Source organism: Streptosporangium longisporum (genome assembly GCF_039534895.1).
Taxonomy (GTDB): Bacteria; Actinomycetota; Actinomycetes; order Streptosporangiales; family Streptosporangiaceae; genus Streptosporangium; species Streptosporangium longisporum.
Genome location: NZ_BAAAWD010000019.1, coordinates 53,181 through 69,805 on the forward strand (window position 1 = coordinate 53,181; position 16,625 = coordinate 69,805).

17 protein-coding genes are annotated in these 16,625 nt (G+C 72.6%); 5 read left to right on the forward strand and 12 right to left on the reverse strand.

The features are described 5' to 3' along the window. Positions 1-6 precede the first annotated feature (6 nt). A complete protein-coding gene (locus ABD832_RS32195) occupies positions 7-1,191 on the reverse strand; it encodes an RNA-guided endonuclease InsQ/TnpB family protein (protein WP_344902950.1) in 1,185 nt (394 codons plus the stop codon). Continuing rightward, the gene (gene tnpA, locus ABD832_RS32200; RefSeq protein ID WP_344902953.1) at positions 1,184-1,609 is read right to left on the reverse strand and encodes an IS200/IS605 family transposase; all 426 of its coding nucleotides are present in this window, start codon (positions 1,607-1,609) and stop codon (positions 1,184-1,186) included. The genes ABD832_RS32195 and tnpA overlap by 8 nt, the downstream gene beginning before the upstream one ends. Positions 1,610-1,771: 162 nt before the next feature. Here tnpA and ABD832_RS32205 point away from each other — a divergent pair, with 162 nt between their 5' ends. Both ABD832_RS32205 and ABD832_RS32210 read left to right on the forward strand, forming a co-directional pair. Further along, positions 1,772-2,698, forward strand: a complete 927-nt coding sequence (locus tag ABD832_RS32205; protein WP_344902956.1) for a 5'-3' exonuclease — start codon at positions 1,772-1,774, stop codon at positions 2,696-2,698. A 173-nt stretch (positions 2,699-2,871) separates the two neighbouring features. Beyond that, positions 2,872-4,299, forward strand: a complete 1,428-nt coding sequence (locus tag ABD832_RS32210; RefSeq protein ID WP_344902959.1) for an RNB domain-containing ribonuclease — start codon at positions 2,872-2,874, stop codon at positions 4,297-4,299. On the opposite strand, the gene ABD832_RS32215 is transcribed toward ABD832_RS32210, so the two are convergent. Continuing rightward, a complete protein-coding gene (locus tag ABD832_RS32215; RefSeq protein ID WP_344902962.1) occupies positions 4,296-4,829 on the reverse strand; it encodes an anthrone oxygenase family protein in 534 nt (177 codons plus the stop codon). The two genes, ABD832_RS32210 and ABD832_RS32215, sit on opposite strands and share 4 nt — an antisense overlap. A 12-nt stretch (positions 4,830-4,841) precedes the next feature. Beyond that, positions 4,842-5,678, reverse strand: a complete 837-nt coding sequence (locus ABD832_RS32220) for an NAD(P)H-binding protein (RefSeq protein ID WP_344902964.1) — start codon at positions 5,676-5,678, stop codon at positions 4,842-4,844. Positions 5,679-5,813: 135 nt separating this feature from the next. On the opposite strand from ABD832_RS32220, the gene ABD832_RS32225 reads away from it, so the two are divergent. Then, entirely contained in the window at positions 5,814-6,248 is a 435-nt protein-coding gene (locus tag ABD832_RS32225; RefSeq protein ID WP_344902967.1) for a MarR family winged helix-turn-helix transcriptional regulator, read from the forward strand. Between the two features lie 221 nt (positions 6,249-6,469). After that, the gene (locus ABD832_RS32230; protein ID WP_344902970.1) at positions 6,470-7,744 is read left to right on the forward strand and encodes an MFS transporter; all 1,275 of its coding nucleotides are present in this window, start codon (positions 6,470-6,472) and stop codon (positions 7,742-7,744) included. Here ABD832_RS32230 and ABD832_RS32235 read toward each other — a convergent pair. The 7 genes from ABD832_RS32235 to ABD832_RS32265 form a co-directional block, all read right to left on the reverse strand. Beyond that, positions 7,674-10,403, reverse strand: a complete 2,730-nt coding sequence (locus ABD832_RS32235) for a DEAD/DEAH box helicase (protein ID WP_344902973.1) — start codon at positions 10,401-10,403, stop codon at positions 7,674-7,676. The genes ABD832_RS32230 and ABD832_RS32235 overlap by 71 nt on opposite strands. 100 nt (positions 10,404-10,503) lie before the next feature. After that, positions 10,504-11,379, reverse strand: a complete 876-nt coding sequence (locus tag ABD832_RS32240) for a YegS/Rv2252/BmrU family lipid kinase (RefSeq protein WP_344902976.1) — start codon at positions 11,377-11,379, stop codon at positions 10,504-10,506. 16 nt (positions 11,380-11,395) lie between these two features. Beyond that, entirely contained in the window at positions 11,396-12,358 is a 963-nt protein-coding gene (tatC, locus tag ABD832_RS32245; protein ID WP_344902979.1) for a twin-arginine translocase subunit TatC, read from the reverse strand. 57 nt (positions 12,359-12,415) lie between these two features. After that, positions 12,416-12,778: a Sec-independent protein translocase subunit TatA gene (gene tatA / locus ABD832_RS32250; protein ID WP_344902982.1), complete on the reverse strand. Its 363-nt coding sequence runs from the start codon at positions 12,776-12,778 to the stop codon at positions 12,416-12,418. Between the two features lie 79 nt (positions 12,779-12,857). Then, positions 12,858-13,046, reverse strand: a complete 189-nt coding sequence (locus ABD832_RS32255) for a hypothetical protein (protein WP_344902985.1) — start codon at positions 13,044-13,046, stop codon at positions 12,858-12,860. Positions 13,047-13,070: 24 nt separating this feature from the next. Further along, the gene (locus tag ABD832_RS32260) at positions 13,071-14,027 is read right to left on the reverse strand and encodes a helix-turn-helix transcriptional regulator (RefSeq protein WP_344902988.1); all 957 of its coding nucleotides are present in this window, start codon (positions 14,025-14,027) and stop codon (positions 13,071-13,073) included. Next, complete coding sequence (locus tag ABD832_RS32265) at positions 14,024-14,980, reverse strand: helix-turn-helix transcriptional regulator (protein ID WP_344902991.1); 957 nt, start codon at positions 14,978-14,980, stop codon at positions 14,024-14,026. The genes ABD832_RS32260 and ABD832_RS32265 overlap by 4 nt, the downstream gene beginning before the upstream one ends. 40 nt (positions 14,981-15,020) lie before the next feature. On the opposite strand from ABD832_RS32265, the gene ABD832_RS32270 reads away from it, so the two are divergent. Continuing rightward, on the forward strand, positions 15,021-16,175 hold the full coding sequence (locus ABD832_RS32270) for a DUF3866 family protein (RefSeq protein WP_344902993.1): 1,155 nt from the start codon (positions 15,021-15,023) through the stop codon (positions 16,173-16,175). Here the strand turns inward: ABD832_RS32270 and ABD832_RS32275 are convergent. Further along, positions 16,112-16,597: a DUF3291 domain-containing protein gene (locus ABD832_RS32275; RefSeq protein ID WP_344902995.1), complete on the reverse strand. Its 486-nt coding sequence runs from the start codon at positions 16,595-16,597 to the stop codon at positions 16,112-16,114. The two genes, ABD832_RS32270 and ABD832_RS32275, sit on opposite strands and share 64 nt — an antisense overlap. Between the last annotated feature and the right edge of the window lie 28 nt (positions 16,598-16,625).

Sequence of the window (16,625 nt, forward strand, 5' to 3'; positions counted from 1 at the left end):
TGCTCGCTAAGCTGCTTTCGCAGCCTGACGAAGGGCAAGCCCTGCCCGCAGGATGTTGGTCGCCGCGTTCACGTCGGCGTGCGCGCTGTGCCCGCACGCCACACACCGGAACCCGGCTTGAGTGACACGGTTCTCCTTAGCCACGTGCCCGCAGGCGGCGCACGTGCGGGAGGTGCCAGCGGGGTTCACCGCGATCAACTCTCGACCGGCACTTTCAGCCTTGTGCGACAGGACCCGCAGGAACACCCCCCAACCCGCGTCCAGGATGCTCCGGTTCAACCCGGACTTGGCTGCGACGTTCCGGCCGGGAGCCTGCACGGTGCCACGGGCCGAGCGGGTCATGTTCGTGACCCGCAAGTCCTCGTGCGCGATGACGTCATGAGCGCGGACCAGATACAGGGCAACCTTGTGCGCGCCGTCCAGGCGCCGACGGCGGACCTTGCCGTGCAGGGCGGCGACTCGGGCGGCGGCCTTACGGCGCCGATTGGAGCCCCGCTTGGTACGGGCGAGAACCTGCTGCGCCACCGCGAGTCGGTCGGCGGACGCAGCCAGATGACGCGGGTTTTCCAGGTGCTCGCCATCGCTAGTGATGATCAACGAGGCGACGCCCATGTCGATCCCGACGGCAGCGCCGGTGGCGGGCAGGAATTCAGTGGGCACGTCGTCACATGACAAGATCACGTACCAGCGGTGACCTTCCCGTTTCGCACTGATCGTCTTCACCCGGCCGCGCACGGGGCGATGCCGATGGACACGGACGTGCCCGACGCCCTGGAGGCGGACGAACGTCACGGACGGGTGTCCGGGCTGGGAATCCCAGCGGCATCCGTCACGGTCTTTGGGCCATTCGACCGTGTCAAAGCGACCCTTGCCCTTGAAGCGGGGAAAACCCGGCGTCCGGCTGGCCTTGACGCGAGCGAAGAACGCTGCAAACGCCCTGTCCAGACGGCGTAACGTGGCCTGCTGGGAGGAGAACGACCACCGGCCCTGGCCGTCGGAGTCGTCGGCGCGGATGTGCTTCAACTCTGCGGACTGATCGCCGTAGCGGACGCTCACCCCGGCTTTGGCATAAGCGATGCGCCGGTGCTCCAGCGCGGCGTTATACAGGGCGCGGTGGTCGTCCAGGCACGCGGCCAGCGCGACGGCCTGCTTGGCGGTCGGGCGCAGCAGAAACTTGAACGACCTACGCACGAGCGCCCCCGCCGGTGGGGACACGCTCGTACCGGGTGTCGATGTAGCGGTGCACCGCCTCGGCGAACACCGCGCCGACCGTGGCCATGGCGTACGACTGCGACCACAGCGTGGGCAACTGGGAGCGCAGATGCGGAAACCCAGCACGCAGGTAGTGGAAGGTGAAGCCCTTGAACCGGTCGGCCATGTAAGACAGCGAGGCCTTCGGGCGCGGCTCGATGAACAGATGCACCCGGTCGGGCATCGCCTCACGCACCACGATCTCCCAGCCGCGCCCATCGGCCTGGGCGCGGATCGACTCGCCAAGGCGATTTCTGATCCGGCCGCCCAGAACGGAGCGACGGTACTTCGGGCACCACACCACGTGATATCCCAGGTTGCAGGCCACACCGAGGGAGGAGCCCACCTGAAGAATCACACGATCATTACAACAGTGTCATCCGTCTCATGTGCGACGATCGGAGAACTTCCATGCGCGGACCTGATCCGCCAGGGCACGCTCGGGCCTTGACACCCTCCGGGCTCCGATTCCCCCATCGTCCAAAGGCGACGGCCCCTTCGAGAGGGCATGATGGTCGGCATGCCCGGCCTGATGCTCCTCGACACCCCGTCGCTGTACTACCGCGCCTTCTACGGAATCCCCGAGTCGATGACCGCCCCCGACGGCATGCCCGTCAACGCGGTGCGCGGCGTCATCGACATGATCGCCATGCTGATCCGGCGCTACTCCCCCGAGGAGATGGTCGCCTGCATGGACGCCGACTGGCGGCCGGCCTTCCGGGTGGCGGCGATCCCGACGTACAAGACCCACCGGGTCGCGGGCGACGGCGCCGAGGAGACCCCCGGCACGCTCGCCCCGCAGGTGCCGGTGCTGGAGCGGGTGCTCGACGCGGTCGGCATCGCCCGTGTCGGCGTGCCCGGTTACGAGGCCGACGACGTGATGGGGACGCTCACCGCGCGGGCGAGCGGCCAGGTGGACGTGGTCACCGGTGACCGCGACCTGTTCCAGCTGGTCGACGACGATCGGCCGGTCCGCGTCCTCTACACCGCCAGGGGGGTCAAGAACCTCCAGCTCGTCGACGAGACGGCGGTGAGCGAGAAGTACGGCGTCCCGGGCCGCGCCTACGCCGACTTCGCCACCCTGCGCGGCGACCCCAGCGACGGCCTGCCGGGCGTGCCCGGGGTGGGCGACAAGACCGCGGCGGCGTTGATCACCGCCTTCGGCTCGCTGGAGGCGCTGCTGCGGGCCGTCGACGAGGACGGCTCCGGTCAGGGCGGCCCGGACCGTCCCGGGGCCGTCCTGACCGCGGGGCAGCGCGCCAGGCTCTCGGCGGCGCGCGAGTACCTGCGGGTCGCGCCGGGGGTGGTCCGGGTCGCCCGTGACGCCCCCGTGCCCGAGACCGGTTTCGCGCTCCCGGCCGCGCCCCGCGACCCCGAGGCCCTGGCCGGGCTGAGCGAGCGCTACGGCCTGGGCAGCCCGGTGGAGCGGCTGATCTCCGCGCTCTGAGCGCCCTTCGGCCGGGTCCGGCCGTGACGCCCGTTCCCGGGTGCGGGGGCTTCGTGCTCAAGGACGTGCCCCCGGCCGACCTGTTCGCGCCCGTTCCCGGGTGCGGGGGCTTCGGGGTGCCCGGGGGACCCGGCCGTGGAGCCGGTCCCCCGGGAGCCGGTAGGTTGCTGCCTGTGCCTCACAAGAGCATCCGGGTGCCCGGAGAGTCCCATCCGCGGCTCGACGATGGTTTCGAGCGGATCCGTCGTGAGATGAAGCTGCCCGAGGAGTTTCCCCGGGCGGTGGTCGACGAGGCCGAGTGGGTCGCCGAGGCGCCCGCCCTGCCCCGGCTGGACCGTACCGACCTGCCGATGATCACCATCGACCCGCCGGGAGCGATGGACCTCGACCAGGCCCTGCACCTGGAGGAGCGGCCCGGCGGCTACCGCGTCTGGTACGCCATCGCCGACGTCGGGGCGTTCGTCAGGCCGGGCGGCGCGATCGACGCCGAGGCCCGTCTGCGCGGCGAGACCGTCTACATGCCCGACGGCCGGGTGCCGCTGCATCCGCCTGTGCTGTCGGAGGGCGCGGCCAGCCTGCTGCCCGGGGTGGACCGTCCGGCCGCGCTGTGGTGCGTGGACCTGGACGCCGAGGGACGGATCGTGGGCGCGGACGTGACCAGGGCCCTGGTGCGCAGCCGCGAGCGGCTCGACTACGACTACGCGCAGGCGGCGATCGACACCGGCACCGCCGACGGCACGCTGCGGCTGCTGGCCGAGATCGGCCGGCTCAGGCTCGGCCTGGAGCGGGCCAGGGGTGGCGTCACGCTGCCCACCCCCGACCAGGAGGTCGTCCCGGACGGGGACGGCTACCGGGTGGAGCTGCGCGCCCCGCTGGACGCCGAGGCGTGGAACGCGCAGATCTCATTGCTGACCGGCATGGCCGCGGCCTCGATGATGCTGGACGCCGAGATCGGCCTGCTGCGGGTGCTGCCGCCCGCCCCGGCCGAGCGGGTGGCCCAGGTCCGGCGGATGGCCGCGGCGCTCGGCGTGTCCTGGCCCGAGGGCGCCGGGTACGGCGACGTCGTGCACGCCCTCGACCCGAGGGTGCCCGAGCAGGCCGCGTTCCTGCAGGAGTCGACGGTGCTGCTGCGCGGCGCCGGGTACGTGGCCTTCAACGGGGAGCCGCCCGCGCAGGCCGAGCACGCCGCGGTGGCCGCGCCGTACGCGCACGTGACCGCGCCGCTGCGGCGTCTCATCGACCGCTACGCCACCGAGATCTGCCTGGCCGTCGCGGCGGGCGAGCCGGTGCCGCAGGAGGTCCAGCAGGTCATGGGCGAGCTGCCGGAGATCATGCACGCCACCGGGCGGCGGGCCGGGAGCGTCGAGCGGGCGTGCGTGGACCTGGTGGAGGCGTTCGTGCTGCGCGACCGGGTGGGCCAGACGTTCGAGGCCGTGGTGATCGACGTGGCCGAGGACCGGCCGGGAGGTCAGGTGCAGGTCACCGACCCGCCGGTGGTGGCGCGCTGCGACGGCGAGAACCTGCCGCTGGGCGAGAGCGTCCGGGTGCGGCTGACCCGCGCCGACCCGGCCACCCGCGAGGTCCGCTTCGCCCTGCTCTAAGGCCTGTCCGGGGCGGGGACCGGGAGGATCCGTCCGCGCGGGCGGGGACGCGGGTCGGGCGGGACGCCGGTCCCGAGGTGAGCCGCCACGGCCAGGCAGCCGAACGCCAGTACGGCCGCGACGGTTCGCACCGCGTGGGCGATCTGCCAGCGGTCGCGGGCGGTCGTCCAGTCCGCGGGGGGCGTTTCGACGTCCCATGTGAGCTGGTCGGCGTTGATCGGCATGTTGACCGTGATCGTCGTGACGAGGACCGCCGTCAGCAGGATCAGTGCCGTCAGGTGCGGCCTGGGGACGCGGGTCCCGCCCCTGAGGGCGAGGACGACGACGGTCGTCATGGCGATCAACGCCGGGACGAGGGTGGCGGCGGCGAGCCTGTCGAGGGCGTCGAGTTCGACCATACGGACCTGGGTGTAGACCGAGGCGCCGAACCGCCGCAGGGACAGTTCGAGAACGAGGACCGCGACGAGGAAGCCCGCGAACAGGCCGGCGGACAGCAGGCCGGAGATGCGGGCGATCGGGGAGAGGTTCACGACGGCCTCCCCTCAGGCCCGGAAGGCGGCGGCGTGCTCGGCGGCCCAGTCGGCGAAGGTGAGGGCGGGGCGGCCGAGGAGCCGTTCCACGGTGTCCGTGGTGGGGCCCGCCTGCACGGCGTAGTCGGCCAGCGAGCCGAGAAGGCGGTCGGGGATCTCCTCGGGAAGACCCTGGGCGAGCATGCCCTGACGGACCTGTTCGGGAGAGACCTCCTGGAAGGCCAGTTCCTCGCCGAGGGCCGAGCCGATGATGCGGACCTTGTCGGCCTGGGTGAGCGACTGCGGGCCGGTGAGCACGTAGGAGCGCCCGGCGTGGCCGTCGTCGAGCAGGGCCCGGACGGCGACCTCCGCGATGTCACGCTGGTGGACGGGCGAGGTGGCCGCGGCACCGTAGGCGCCGCGGACGATGCCGGTCGCGCGGATCTGCGGCGCCCAGGCGAGGGCGTTGGCGGCGAAGTCGGCGCAGCGCAGGAAGGTCCACTCCAGGCCGGAGGTCGTGACGGCGTCCTCGACCGCCCGGAAATGGGCGTGGAACCGGGGATGCCCGGCCGGGAACTCGACCGTGGCGGCCGACAGCACGACCGCGCGCCGGAGATCTGCGGCGAGCGCCGGCAACCGGCCGGTGGCGTTCCCGACGGCCCGCGGGCTGAGCAGGACGGCCTCGGCCCCGTCCAGCGCCGACCCCAGTGTCTCCGGCGCGGACGGGTCGCCGCGGACGACCTGGGCATCGCCGGGCAGCTCCGCGGTGGCCGGGTCGCGGGTGATGGCCGTAACCTTCTGGCCGGCCTGGAGAAGCAGGTCGACGACGAGGCGTCCGACGGTTCCGGTGGCTCCGGTGACAACGATCATGATGTTCCCCTGGACGTGCAACGTCTGAATGTACGAGTTTCGTAAGATATGGAAAACGTAGCATATGATTCAAGGAAGGAAAATATGACTTCCGTACCATCTGGGAGCGGGGCTCGCCGGCATCGGCAGGCCACCGTGGCGATCAGGGGGGCGCTGCGCGAGCTGAGCGTGCAACTGTCGCTGCTCAACCGGCAGGTCGGCGCCCGTCTGGAGCTCAAGGACGTCGACCTGGACTGTCTCGACCTCATCAACGCGCACGGCCCGCTCACCCCGAGCGCCCTGGCACGGCGGACCGGCCTGCACCCCGCCACGATGACCGGGATCCTCGACCGGCTCGAACGCGGTGGCTGGATCTCCCGCGACCGCGACCCGTCCGACCGCCGCGCCGTCCGGATCAGCACCCGCCGCGACCGCAACGCGGAACTCCTCGGCCTCTTCGCGGGAATGAACACCTCGCTGGAGCACATCTGCGCCGGTTACGAGGACGCCGACCTCGAACTCGTCGCCGACTTCCTCGGCCGGGCCGCCGAGGCCGGCCGGATCGCGGCCGAGAGCCTGACCGCGGAGTGAGGCTCAGAGATCGACAGCTCGTCGGCCGCGTCCTGGAACCGCCCCGCGTCCACGGAGGCCACGAAGGTGCGCACGGCGTCGAGATCCACGCCGCCAGGGTGACCGCACAACGGAAGGTTGTGCCGACGAGGCGAACGGTTGTTTGATCTCCGCCTGCACCGGCCGCTTGGATGCCAGTGGTCACCACACGGTTCTACGGGTCGGCGAGGGGCGGGGCGGGGATGAGGGACGGACGGGCGCTCGGACGGCGGTTCGGGTGGCTGTGGGCGTCGTACGCGGTCAGCTCGTACGGCACGAGCCTGGCCTTCGGGGCGTTCCCTCTGGTCGCGGTCCTGGTGCTGCACGCCGGGCCGGCCCAGGTGTCGGCGCTGTCCGCCGTGGGGCTCACCGTGGGGGCCGTGGTCGCGGTGCCGCTCGGGCCGTGGGTGGAGTTCCGCCGCAAGCGGCCGGTGATGATCGCGATGGATCTGGTGCGGTTCGCGGCGCTGATGAGCGTCCCGGTGGCGTTCGCGCTCGGCCGGCTCGGCTTCGTCCAGCTCCTCGTCGTCTCCGTCGTCGTCGCCGCGGCCAGGATCACCTTCAACGCGGCGGGCGGGGCCTACCTGAAGGAGCTCGTGCCGCCGCGGGACCTGCTCGTCGCCAACAGCCGGTTCGAGTCCACGACATGGACCGCGATCATGGTCGGGCCGCCGCTCGGCGGGGCGGCGATCGGGGTGCTCGGCCCGGTGGTGACGGTGGCGGCCGACGCGGTCAGTCACCTGCTGTCGGCACTGGGCATCCGCGCGATCGGCGGGGACGAGCCGCGTCCCGCGCGCACCGGCGCGCCGGGCTCGCACACCGGCGACCTGCTCGAGGGATGGCGCGCCATCCTGTCCCACCGGACGCTGCGCCGGCTGTTCCTCAACACGATCCTGGTCAACGGCCTGATCATGGCGACCGAGCCGCTGCTCGCCGTGCTCCTGCTCGGCCGGCTGGGGTTCGCCCCCTGGGAGTACGGCCTCATGTTCGCGGTGCCGTGCGTCGGCGGCCTCGTCGGGGCGCGGCTGGCGCGCCGGCTCGTGGCGCGGTTCGGGCGGCACGGGGTGATGCTCACCGCCGGGGCGCTGCGCGCGTGCTGGCCCGTCGGGCTGGCGCTCGTCCAGCCCGGCGTCCCGGGGATCGTGCTGGTCATCGTCGTGCAGCTCGGCCTGGTGACCTGCTGCGGCGTGTTCAACCCGGTGCTGGCCACCTACCGGCTCGACCACACCGACCCCGGCCGGGTCGCCCGCACGCTGTCGGCGTGGTCGGTCGGCGGCACCCTCGGCATCGCGGCCCTGACCGCCGTCTGGGGGCTGCTGGCCACAGCCGTCGGCCCCCGCGCGGCGATCGTGGCCGCCGGCGTGCTGCTCCTGGCCACCCCGCTGCTGCTGCCCCGCCGCGAGGACCTCAGGACAGGGACGAGTACGCCACCACGCCCCGGCGCAGGCCGTCCATCGCCTTCCCCGCGGTCTGCTTGACCTTGCTCCCGGCCGGGGCCGCGTCGGAGATCTGGCCGAGCAGGTCGAGCAGCTGCTTGGTCCAGCGCACGAAGTCACCGGCGGCCAGCTCGCCACCGGCGACGCCGTCGCGCAGGACCGCGTCCAGGGTGTGGCCCTTGGCCCAGCGGAAGGCCGACCAGGCGAACCCGAAGTCGGGCTCCCTGATGAACGACAGGCCGTGGTCGCTCTCGATGGCCTCCAGCTCGCCCCAGAGGCGGACCATGTCGGCCAGTGTCCTCTGGGCGGCGCCCGCGGGGATCCTGGGCTGGCGGGCGTCGTCGGCCTGACGTGACTCGAACACCAGCGACGACACACACGCGGCCAGCTCGGCCGGGTCCAGGTCGTCCCAGAGCCCCGAGCGCAGGCACTCGGCGGTCAGCAGGTCCAGCTCGGTGTAGAGCTGGGCCAGCCTGCGGCCCTCGGCGGTGACGCTCTCCCCGTCGAGGTAGCCGAGCTGGTCGAGCACCCCGCAGACCTTGTCGAAGGTACGGGCGATGACGTGGGAGCGGCCCTCGACCCTGCGGCGCAGGCCCTCGGTCTCGCGGAGCAGCTTGTGGTAGCGCTCGGCCCAGCGGGCGTGGTCCTCGCGCTCGTCGCACCCGTGGCAGGGATGGCGGCGGATCTCCTGGCGCAGCCGGATGATCTCGTCGTCCTCGGCGGCGTGGTCGCGTGCCCGCACGGGCTTGCCGAAGTCCCGATCCCCGATCTTGGCGTGCACCGAGGAGACCAGGTTGGCCCGCTCCTTGGGGGAACGGGCGTTGAAGTTCTTGGGGATGCGCAGGTGCTCGACCGGCTCGACCGGGACGGGGAAGTCGGCCGGGGAGAGCTTCTTGACCTGCTTGCCGATGGTCAGCACCAGCGGGGAGGGGCCCTCGCCCCGGGAGTTGAGGCCGGGGTCCAGCACGACGGCCAGCCCGGCGCGGCGCCCGCCCGGGACGCGGATGATGTCGCCGGGCTTGAGCGCCTCCAGGGAGCGCAGCGCCTGGGTGCGCCGGGCCGCGCCCCGCCGGCGCGACAGCTCGGCCTCCCGGTCCGACAGGGCCCTGCGCATCGCGGCGTACTCCTCGAAGTCGCCCAGGTGGCAGGTCATCGCCTGGCGGTAGCCCTCCAGCGCCTCCTCGGCGCGGCGCACCTGCTTGGCGATGCCCACCACGGCCCGGTCGGCCTGGAACTGGGCGAACGAGGACTCCAGCAGCGTCCTGGCGCGTTCCCGGCCCACCTGCCCGACCAGGTTGACCGCCATGTTGTACGAGGGGCGGAAGCTGGAGCGCAGCGGGTAGGTGCGGGTGCTGGCCAGGCCGGCCACCTGGACCGGGTCGGTGCCGGGCTGCCAGTGGACGACCGCGTGGCCCTCCACGTCGATGCCGCGCCGCCCGGCCCGTCCGGTGAGCTGGGTGTACTCGCCGGGGGTGAGGTCGGCGTGGGTCTCGCCGTTCCACTTGTCGAGCTTCTCGATCACCACGGACCGGGCCGGCATGTTGATGCCGAGCGCGAGGGTCTCGGTGGCGAACACGGCCTTGACCAGGCCGCGGGTGAACAGTTCCTCGACGACCTCCTTGAAGGCCGGGAGCATGCCCGCGTGGTGGGCGGCCAGCCCGCGTTCCAGGGCGTCGCGCCACTCCAGGTAGCCGAGCACGCCCAGGTCCTCGTCGGGCAGGTGCGCGGTGCGCTCGTCGACGATCTGCCGGATCTCGTGGCGTTCGGCCTCGGTGGTGAGCCGGATGCCGTCGTGCAGGCACTGCATGACGGCGGCGTCGCAGCCGGCCCGGGAGAAGATGAACGTGATCGCGGGCAGCAGGGCGTCGGTGTCCAGGCGCTCGATGGCCGCCGCCCGGTCGGGCGGGCCGCTCCTGCGGGGGCGCGAGTAGCCGCGGCGGCCCCTGCCGAACGCCTGGCGCTCCTCGTCCCTGGCGATGCGCAGCAGGTTGGGGTTGATCTGGGGGCGGCGGTCGTCCTCGCCGGTGACGAACAGGTCGTAGATGCGGTTGCCGACGAGCATGTGCTGCCAGAGCGGGACCGGCCGGTGCTCGTCGACGATCACGCTGGTGTCGCCGCGGACCTCGCCCATCCACTCGCCGAACTCCTCGGCGTTGCTGACCGTGGCCGAGAGCGCGACCAGCCGCACCGACTCGGGCAGGTGGATGATCACTTCCTCCCAGACCGCGCCGCGGAACCGGTCGGCGAGGTAGTGCACCTCGTCCATCACGACGAACCCGAGCCCGGCCAGGGTGCCGGACCCGGCGTAGAGCATGTTGCGCAGCACCTCGGTCGTCATGATGACGATCGGCGCGTCGCCGTTGACGCTGTTGTCACCGGTCAGCAGGCCCACCTTGGCCGCGCCGTACCGTCGGACCAGGTCGTTGTACTTCTGGTTGGAGAGCGCCTTGATGGGGGTGGTGTAGAAGCACTTGCGGCCCTCGGCCAGGGCCAGGTGCACCGCGAACTCGCCCACCACGGTCTTGCCGGAGCCGGTGGGCGCCGCCACCAGGACCCCGTCACCGGCCTCCAGGGCCCGGCAGGCGTCGAGCTGGAAATCGTCCAGCTCGAAGTCGTACAGTCCGCGGAACGAGGTCAGCGCGGGCCCGCTCTCGGCCTGGCTCTGACGGAAGGCAGCGTATCGTTCCGCTGGGGTCGTCATACCCCCAGCCTACCGATATCGGGATTCCGGTCCGTCCTCCGTCGGGCCCGCGGCCCGGCCCCGCCGGGCGTCCGGGCCCCCGGGGGCGAGGGGCCGGTCCCTAGAGGAGGACCTGCAGCGCGCCGGGGACGATCTCGCAGGTGAGCGGGGTGGGCCCGATCCGCTCGCCGTCGGCGTAGGCGATCACGCCGGGGGCCTCCAGGGTGACCGTGCGGGCGCGGTACATGGTGACGGCCGGGTGGGAGGCGTGCGATCCCCGGTAGACGCGGGGGAAGGTGCGCAGGAACTCCCCCTTGGGGACGGCGCCGAGGACGGTCACGTCCAGCAGGCCGTCGTCGGGCACGGCGCCGGGGCAGACCCGCATGCCGGCGCCGTAGGAGCGGGTGTTGCCGACCGCGACCAGCATGGCCTCGCGCTCGACGATCTCGCCGTCCAGGCCGATCCGGAACGGGATGGGCCGGAAGGAGCGCAGTTCCTCGGCGAGCGCGACCAGGTACCTGGCCATGCCGGGCGGCCAGGTCATCGTGTTGGCCCGCTCGTTGACGCGGGAGTCGAACCCGCAGGCCAGCACCCCGGCGAACCACTCGTCGGGGCCCACGCGAGCGGCGTCGACGGTGCGGGCCCGGCCGCGCAGCACGACGTCGGCCGCGGCCAGCGGGGCCTTGAGGGGGACGCCGAGCGCCGCGGCGATGTCGTTGCCGGTGCCCACCGGGATGACGCCCAGCGGCACGCCGCTGCCCGCGACGGCCTGGACGGCCAGGTGGACCAGGCCGTCGCCGCCGAAGGCCACCAGTGCCTCGGGTTGTTCGGCGACGGCCGTGCAGGCGCGTTCCAGCGCGTCGGAGGCGGAGTCCCCGAGGATCACCGAGACCTCGCGCCCGCCCTGCCGCAGCCGGTCGAGCACCGGGGAGAGCAGGCCCCGCGAGCGGCCGCCCCGGGCGGCGGGGTTGACCAGGACTGCGATCTCTGCGGGCACGGACGGAATCTATCCGTTACGGGGTGCGGTCGGCATCGGCCGTTCTCGAATCGATAGGAGCGGGCGCGGGGACGGGCTGCACCTCGTCCAGCGGCGAGGGGTCGTCCAGGGCGGCGCCCGAGGAGGGGTCGCCGAGGGGGGAGGCCTCGTCGTCGGAGAGGCCGGAGAAGTCCTCGTCCTTGGGCCGCCGTCTCTCCCGCAGGTACATGAAGCCCTCGGCCAGGCCGAACAGCAGCACCATGGGCAGGGCCAGCGCGATCATCGTGAACGGGTCGCCGCCGGGGGTGGCCACGGCGCCGAAGACGAACATGATGAAGATGACCATGCGCCGGTGCTTGGCCACCAGTGCGTGCGGCAGCACCCCGATGAGGTTGAGGAAGACCATCAGCAGCGGCAGCTCGAAGGAGACGCCGAAGACGATGAGCATGATCAGGGCGTAGCCGAGGTACTCGTCGATCGTGATGCCGGTGACCGTCCCGGGCGGGGCGAAGCCGAGCAGGATCGCCAGCCCGGTGTCCATCACGAAGTAGGCCAGCGCCGCGCCCGCCAGGAAGAGCGGGACGGCCAGCAGCATGAACAGGATCGAGTAGCGCTTCTCGTTGCGGTACAGGCCCGGGGTGACGAAGCCCCAGATCTGCCACAGCCAGATCGGCGAGGAGACGACCAGGCCGAACATCGCCGCGACCTTGAGGTTCACGAAGAACGAGTCGAAGACGCCGAGGATCAGCATCGTGCACTGCCCGGACCGCAGTTCCTGGGCCTGTGGCAGCCCGCAGTACGGGGCCGAGACGAACTCCCAGATCGGGTCGAAGAAGATGAACCCGACCACGGTGCCCGCGACGAGCCCGAGCAGGGCGATGACCAGCCGGTTGCGCAGCTCGCGCAGGTGCTCCATGAGCGGCATCCGGCCGTCGCCGGATTCCTCAGCGGGCGGGGACGCCCCGTTCCGGCCCGGCTTGGGCCACTTCAGCAGCGCCATTCGCGAATCCTGGGGTGACGAGTCGATTGATCGGGGAGATCCTCAGGCTACCGCCGATCACTGCGCCTTGGGCGCGGCGGAGCGGGCGCGCAGCCTGGCCGCCTCCTCCTCCAGGCGGCGGGCCTCCTCCTCCGCGCTCGGCACGGAGACCGGCTGGGGGGCCGGGACCGGCTGGGGCGTGGGGACCGAGGCGGCCGGGGGGATCGGCTGGGGGGCCGGGGCGACGGCGGGCTGGGCCTGGACGACCGTGGCGGTCGTGTTCTCGGCCTCGTCCTCCTCGCGGAGCTTGGCGGTCTCCGACTTGAAGATGCGCAGCGACCGGCCCAGCCCGCGGGCGGCCTCCGGCAGCTTCTTGGCTCCGAAGAGCAGCACCAGGATCAGGCCGATGATGATCAGCTCAGTGGGTCCGAGAGTGGGCATTACACATCCTTACGCCGAGCGACGTGCGGTCTCTGCCCCGATCGTACGCTCCCCGGCGCGCGCTCTCACCCCCACCGGCTCATCTCCGGGGCGGGCGGATCTCCCCGGTGCGATCACCGAACAGGATCCGGACGGGTTCCAGCCTGCCCTGGGTGCGGTCGACCTCGCGGCGCAGCGCGGCGCCCGCACGCAGCGCGCGCAGGGCGAGCACGCCGAGCACCACCGACCCGGCGAGCCCCACCAGAAGCGAGACGATCATCCAGCTCATCGGAGGAGTCCCTGTCGTCGCATGTCAGGAGACCGACTCATAACGATTCAGCGCGGCCCTCGCGGCGGCGCGCACGCTCTCGTCCAGCGAGGCGGGCGAGACCACCCTGCCGCTGTCGCCCAGGCGCAGCGCGAGGCGTACCAGCCAGCCGTGGTCCCTGGCGCGCAGGGCCACCCGGACGCGGCCCTCACCGAGCTCCTCGACGCTCTCGCAGGGGTAGTACTCGGCGACCCAGCGGCCGACGGCGGTCAGCTCCAGCTCCACCAGCTCGTCGGTCGGCGAGGGCCGGAACACCCCCGGCGTCACCTCGTCGGGCACGGCCCCCTCGGGCGGGTCGGCGGGCACGTCGAGCAGGTCGACCGAGAGCATCCGGTCCAGCCGGAACAGCCGGACCGCCTCGACCCGGTAGCACCAGCCCGACAGGTAGGTCCGCCCGTCCACCACGACCAGGCGCATCGGGTCGACGTCGCGCGGGGTGATCTCGTCGCGACCGGGCACGTAGTAGCGCAGCGACAGGCGTCTGCCGCGGCGCAGCGCCTCGTTGACGACCGGCAGCGCGTCCGGGGCGGCGTCCACCTCCACCGCGACCTGGCTGCTGACCGCGGCCGCGCCCTCGCCCGAGGCCTGCTCGAACTTGGCGATGACCCGGGCCAGCGCGTCCCGCTGCCCGAACTCCGGCATCTCGGCGAGCAGCCGCAGCGCCACCAGCAGGGCACTGGCCTCGTCCACGCCCAGCCGGAGCGGCCGGGCGATGGTCTCGGCGTTGTCGATGACGATCTCCCCGCCGTCCCAGGAGACGTCGATCAGGTCGCCGGGGGTGTGGCCGGGCAGCCCGCACATCCAGACCAGCTGCAGGTCGTCGATGAGCTGCTTCTCGGTCAGCCCGAAGATCTTCGCCACCTCGGGCACCTGGGCCCCGGGGTGCGACATCAGGTAGGGCACCAGGGCCAGCAGCCTGGGCAGACGGTCGGCGGTGCTCACGCGAGCGCTCCCTTCAGGCGGCAGATCACCGCGTCGCGGGCGTCCGGCGGGCCGAGCACCTCGGCGTCGTCGGCGAAGCCCACGATCCAGCCGGCCAGCCGCTCGGGGTCGGTGAAGTCGACCTCCAGCTCGTCCCACTCGTCGTCGGCGGGCCGTACGCTCTTGGCCACCTGGCGCAATCCCTGGCAGGTGTCGCGCCTGACCCGGACGGCGGCGGTGCGCTCCTGCACGGCGGCGTCGCGGTAGCCGACCATGGACGTGATGTCGACGCCCTCGGGCACCACCACGGCGCCGGGGCGGCCGACGGTGGTGACCGTGCCGCTGATCCGGCTGAGCCGGAAGACGCGGGGCGCGTCGCGGTCGCGGTCGTGGCCGACCATGTACCAGCGGCCCCGGCGGCTGACCACGCCCCACGGCTCGACCGTGCGGGTCAGCACGTTCTGGCTGGCCGCCGCCCGGTAGGCGAAGCGGACCACGCGCCGGTCGCGTACGGCCTCCCACAGGGCCGGGAAGGACGGGTCGCGGGTGTCGACGCGCAGCTCCAGCGCCCCGCCCAGCACGCCGTGGGCCTCGTCGGTCTGCACGCCCCCGGCGCGCAGCTTCAGCAGCGCCCCGCTGGCCGCCTCGGCCAGGCTGGCGCGCTGCCAGACCTGGGCCGCCAGGCCGACCACGGCCGCCTCGTCCGGCTCCAGGGTGATCTCGGGCAGTTCGTAGGCCTGCCGGACGATCCGGTAGCCCGGATCCTCCTCCCAGGGGTCCTTGTGGACCTCGATGGGGATGCCGATCTCGCGCAGCTCGTTCTTGTCCCGCTCGAACATCCGCTGGAAGGCCTCGTCGTTGTCGGCGTCGTAGCCCGGCACCGCCTGGCGGATGTGCTCGGCGCTGAGCGGCCGCCGCGTGGCCAGCAGGCAGATCACGAGATTGAGCAGCCGCTCGGTCTTCCGGCGCGACATCCGGCCTCCTTCCTGTTCGGGGTGACGCTACCCTTCCCCCGTGATCAGATGGCGCAGGGGCGAGGTCGTGCGGGTCCGGCGCGAGTGGCCGGGGGCCATGGAGCTCGACGTGACCACCGAGGACGGCCAGGCGCGCGCTCTCGCCTATCCGGCCCTGGTGGGACGTCCGGAACCCGGTGACGCGGTGCTGCTCAACACGACCGCGCTCGCCATGGGGCTCGGTACGGGAGGCTACGCCATGGTGGTGGCGGTTCCCGACCGTTTGCCACAAGATCCGCGCGGTCCCGGACACCTGGTAAAGGCACGTTACACCCCGCTGCAGGCCACCGTGCTCGGCGCCGACGAGCAGGACTCGCCGTTTCACGACGTGTTGCGCGACGCCGACTCCGTGGACGGCATGCCGGTGATCGTCGCCGACCTGCACTCGGCCCTGCCGGCGATCCTCTGCGGCCTGTACGGCACCACCCCCCCGGGCGCGCCGGACCGGCCGGCCGAGGCCGGGGAGGGCGGGGCGGAAGGGGAGGGCGGGCACCGGTCGTCCGGCCGGCCGCCCAGGGTGGCCTACGTGATGCTGGACGGGGGGGCGCTGCCCGCCTGGTTCTCCATGTCGTCCGCGCGGCTGCGGCAGACGGGCTGGCTGTGCGGGGTGGTGACGGCGGGGCAGTCCTTCGGCGGCGACGTGGAGGCGGTGACGCCGCACACCGGCCTGCTGGCGGCCCGGCACGTGCTGGGGGCCGAGGTCGCGATCGTCACCCAGGGGCCGGGCAACCTGGGCGGCGGCACCCGGTGGGGCTTCTCGGGCGTCTCGGCCGGTGAGGCGATCAACGCGGCCGCCGTGCTGGGCGGCCGGCCGGTGGCGGCGCTGCGGGTCAGCGAGGGCGACCTGCGCGAGCGCCACATCGGGGTCTCGCACCACTCGCTGACCGCCTACGGCCGGGTGGCGCTGGCACCGGCCAAGGTGGCCGTCCCGGTGCTGCCGGGCGACTTCGGCAGGCGGGTGGCCGAGCAGTCACGCCCGCTCGGCGCCCGGCACGAGCTGGTGGAGGTGCCGGTGGACGGGCTGGTGGAGGCGCTGCGCGGCTCCCCGGTCCGGCTGTCGACGATGGGCCGTGGCCTGGACGAGGACCTGGCCTACTTCCTGGCCTCGGCCGCGGCCGGGAGGCTGGCCGCCTCGCTGCTGTCCTCGGGGTCGTAGAAGTTCTTGAAGGTGAAGGCCGAGGGCGTGGGGCCCTCGGCCCTCAGGAGCGCCAGGCGCTCCATGCCCTCGTCCAGGGTCGGCTCGTACCCGGCCGGGACCCACCACATCACCGAGTACGCCTCGGCCATGTGCAGGAACCACTCCCTGCGCCGCTGCAGGAACTCCAGGTGGACGGTGCGGTAGATGTAGTTCCACAGCGTGTCGCGCGACTCCCAGACCGAGAAGTTGATCAGCAGGTGGTCGCCGTAGAGGTGCTCGACCGTGTCCTCGGGGCCCTCACCGCCCTTGAGCCGCCAGACGAAGCCGGGCGAGGCCTCGGCGAGCTGATTGAGCGGTTCGAGGCCGGCCATGAAGGAGGCCAGTTCCGGGGAGTCCTTGGGCGCGCGCATGTGGGCGACGTTGAGCTGTGCCAGGTGCATGGACACAGCACACCACCCGCCATCCCTC

Bases quoted from the DNA above. Each gene is read 5' to 3' on its own strand.
- ABD832_RS32205 (WP_344902956.1), top strand. From the start codon at position 1,772: ATGCCCGGCCTGATGCTCCTCGACACCCCGTCGCTGTACTACCGCGCC.
- ABD832_RS32220 (WP_344902964.1), bottom strand. From the start codon at position 5,678: ATGATCGTTGTCACCGGAGCCACCGGAACCGTCGGACGCCTCGTCGTC.
- ABD832_RS32230 (WP_344902970.1), top strand. From the start codon at position 6,470: ATGAGGGACGGACGGGCGCTCGGACGGCGGTTCGGGTGGCTGTGGGCG.
- ABD832_RS32235 (WP_344902973.1), bottom strand. From the start codon at position 10,403: ATGACGACCCCAGCGGAACGATACGCTGCCTTCCGTCAGAGCCAGGCC.
- tatC (WP_344902979.1), bottom strand. From the start codon at position 12,358: ATGGCGCTGCTGAAGTGGCCCAAGCCGGGCCGGAACGGGGCGTCCCCG.
- tatA (WP_344902982.1), bottom strand. From the start codon at position 12,778: ATGCCCACTCTCGGACCCACTGAGCTGATCATCATCGGCCTGATCCTG.
- ABD832_RS32255 (WP_344902985.1), bottom strand. From the start codon at position 13,046: ATGAGCTGGATGATCGTCTCGCTTCTGGTGGGGCTCGCCGGGTCGGTG.
- ABD832_RS32265 (WP_344902991.1), bottom strand. From the start codon at position 14,980: ATGTCGCGCCGGAAGACCGAGCGGCTGCTCAATCTCGTGATCTGCCTG.
- ABD832_RS32275 (WP_344902995.1), bottom strand. From the start codon at position 16,597: ATGCACCTGGCACAGCTCAACGTCGCCCACATGCGCGCGCCCAAGGAC.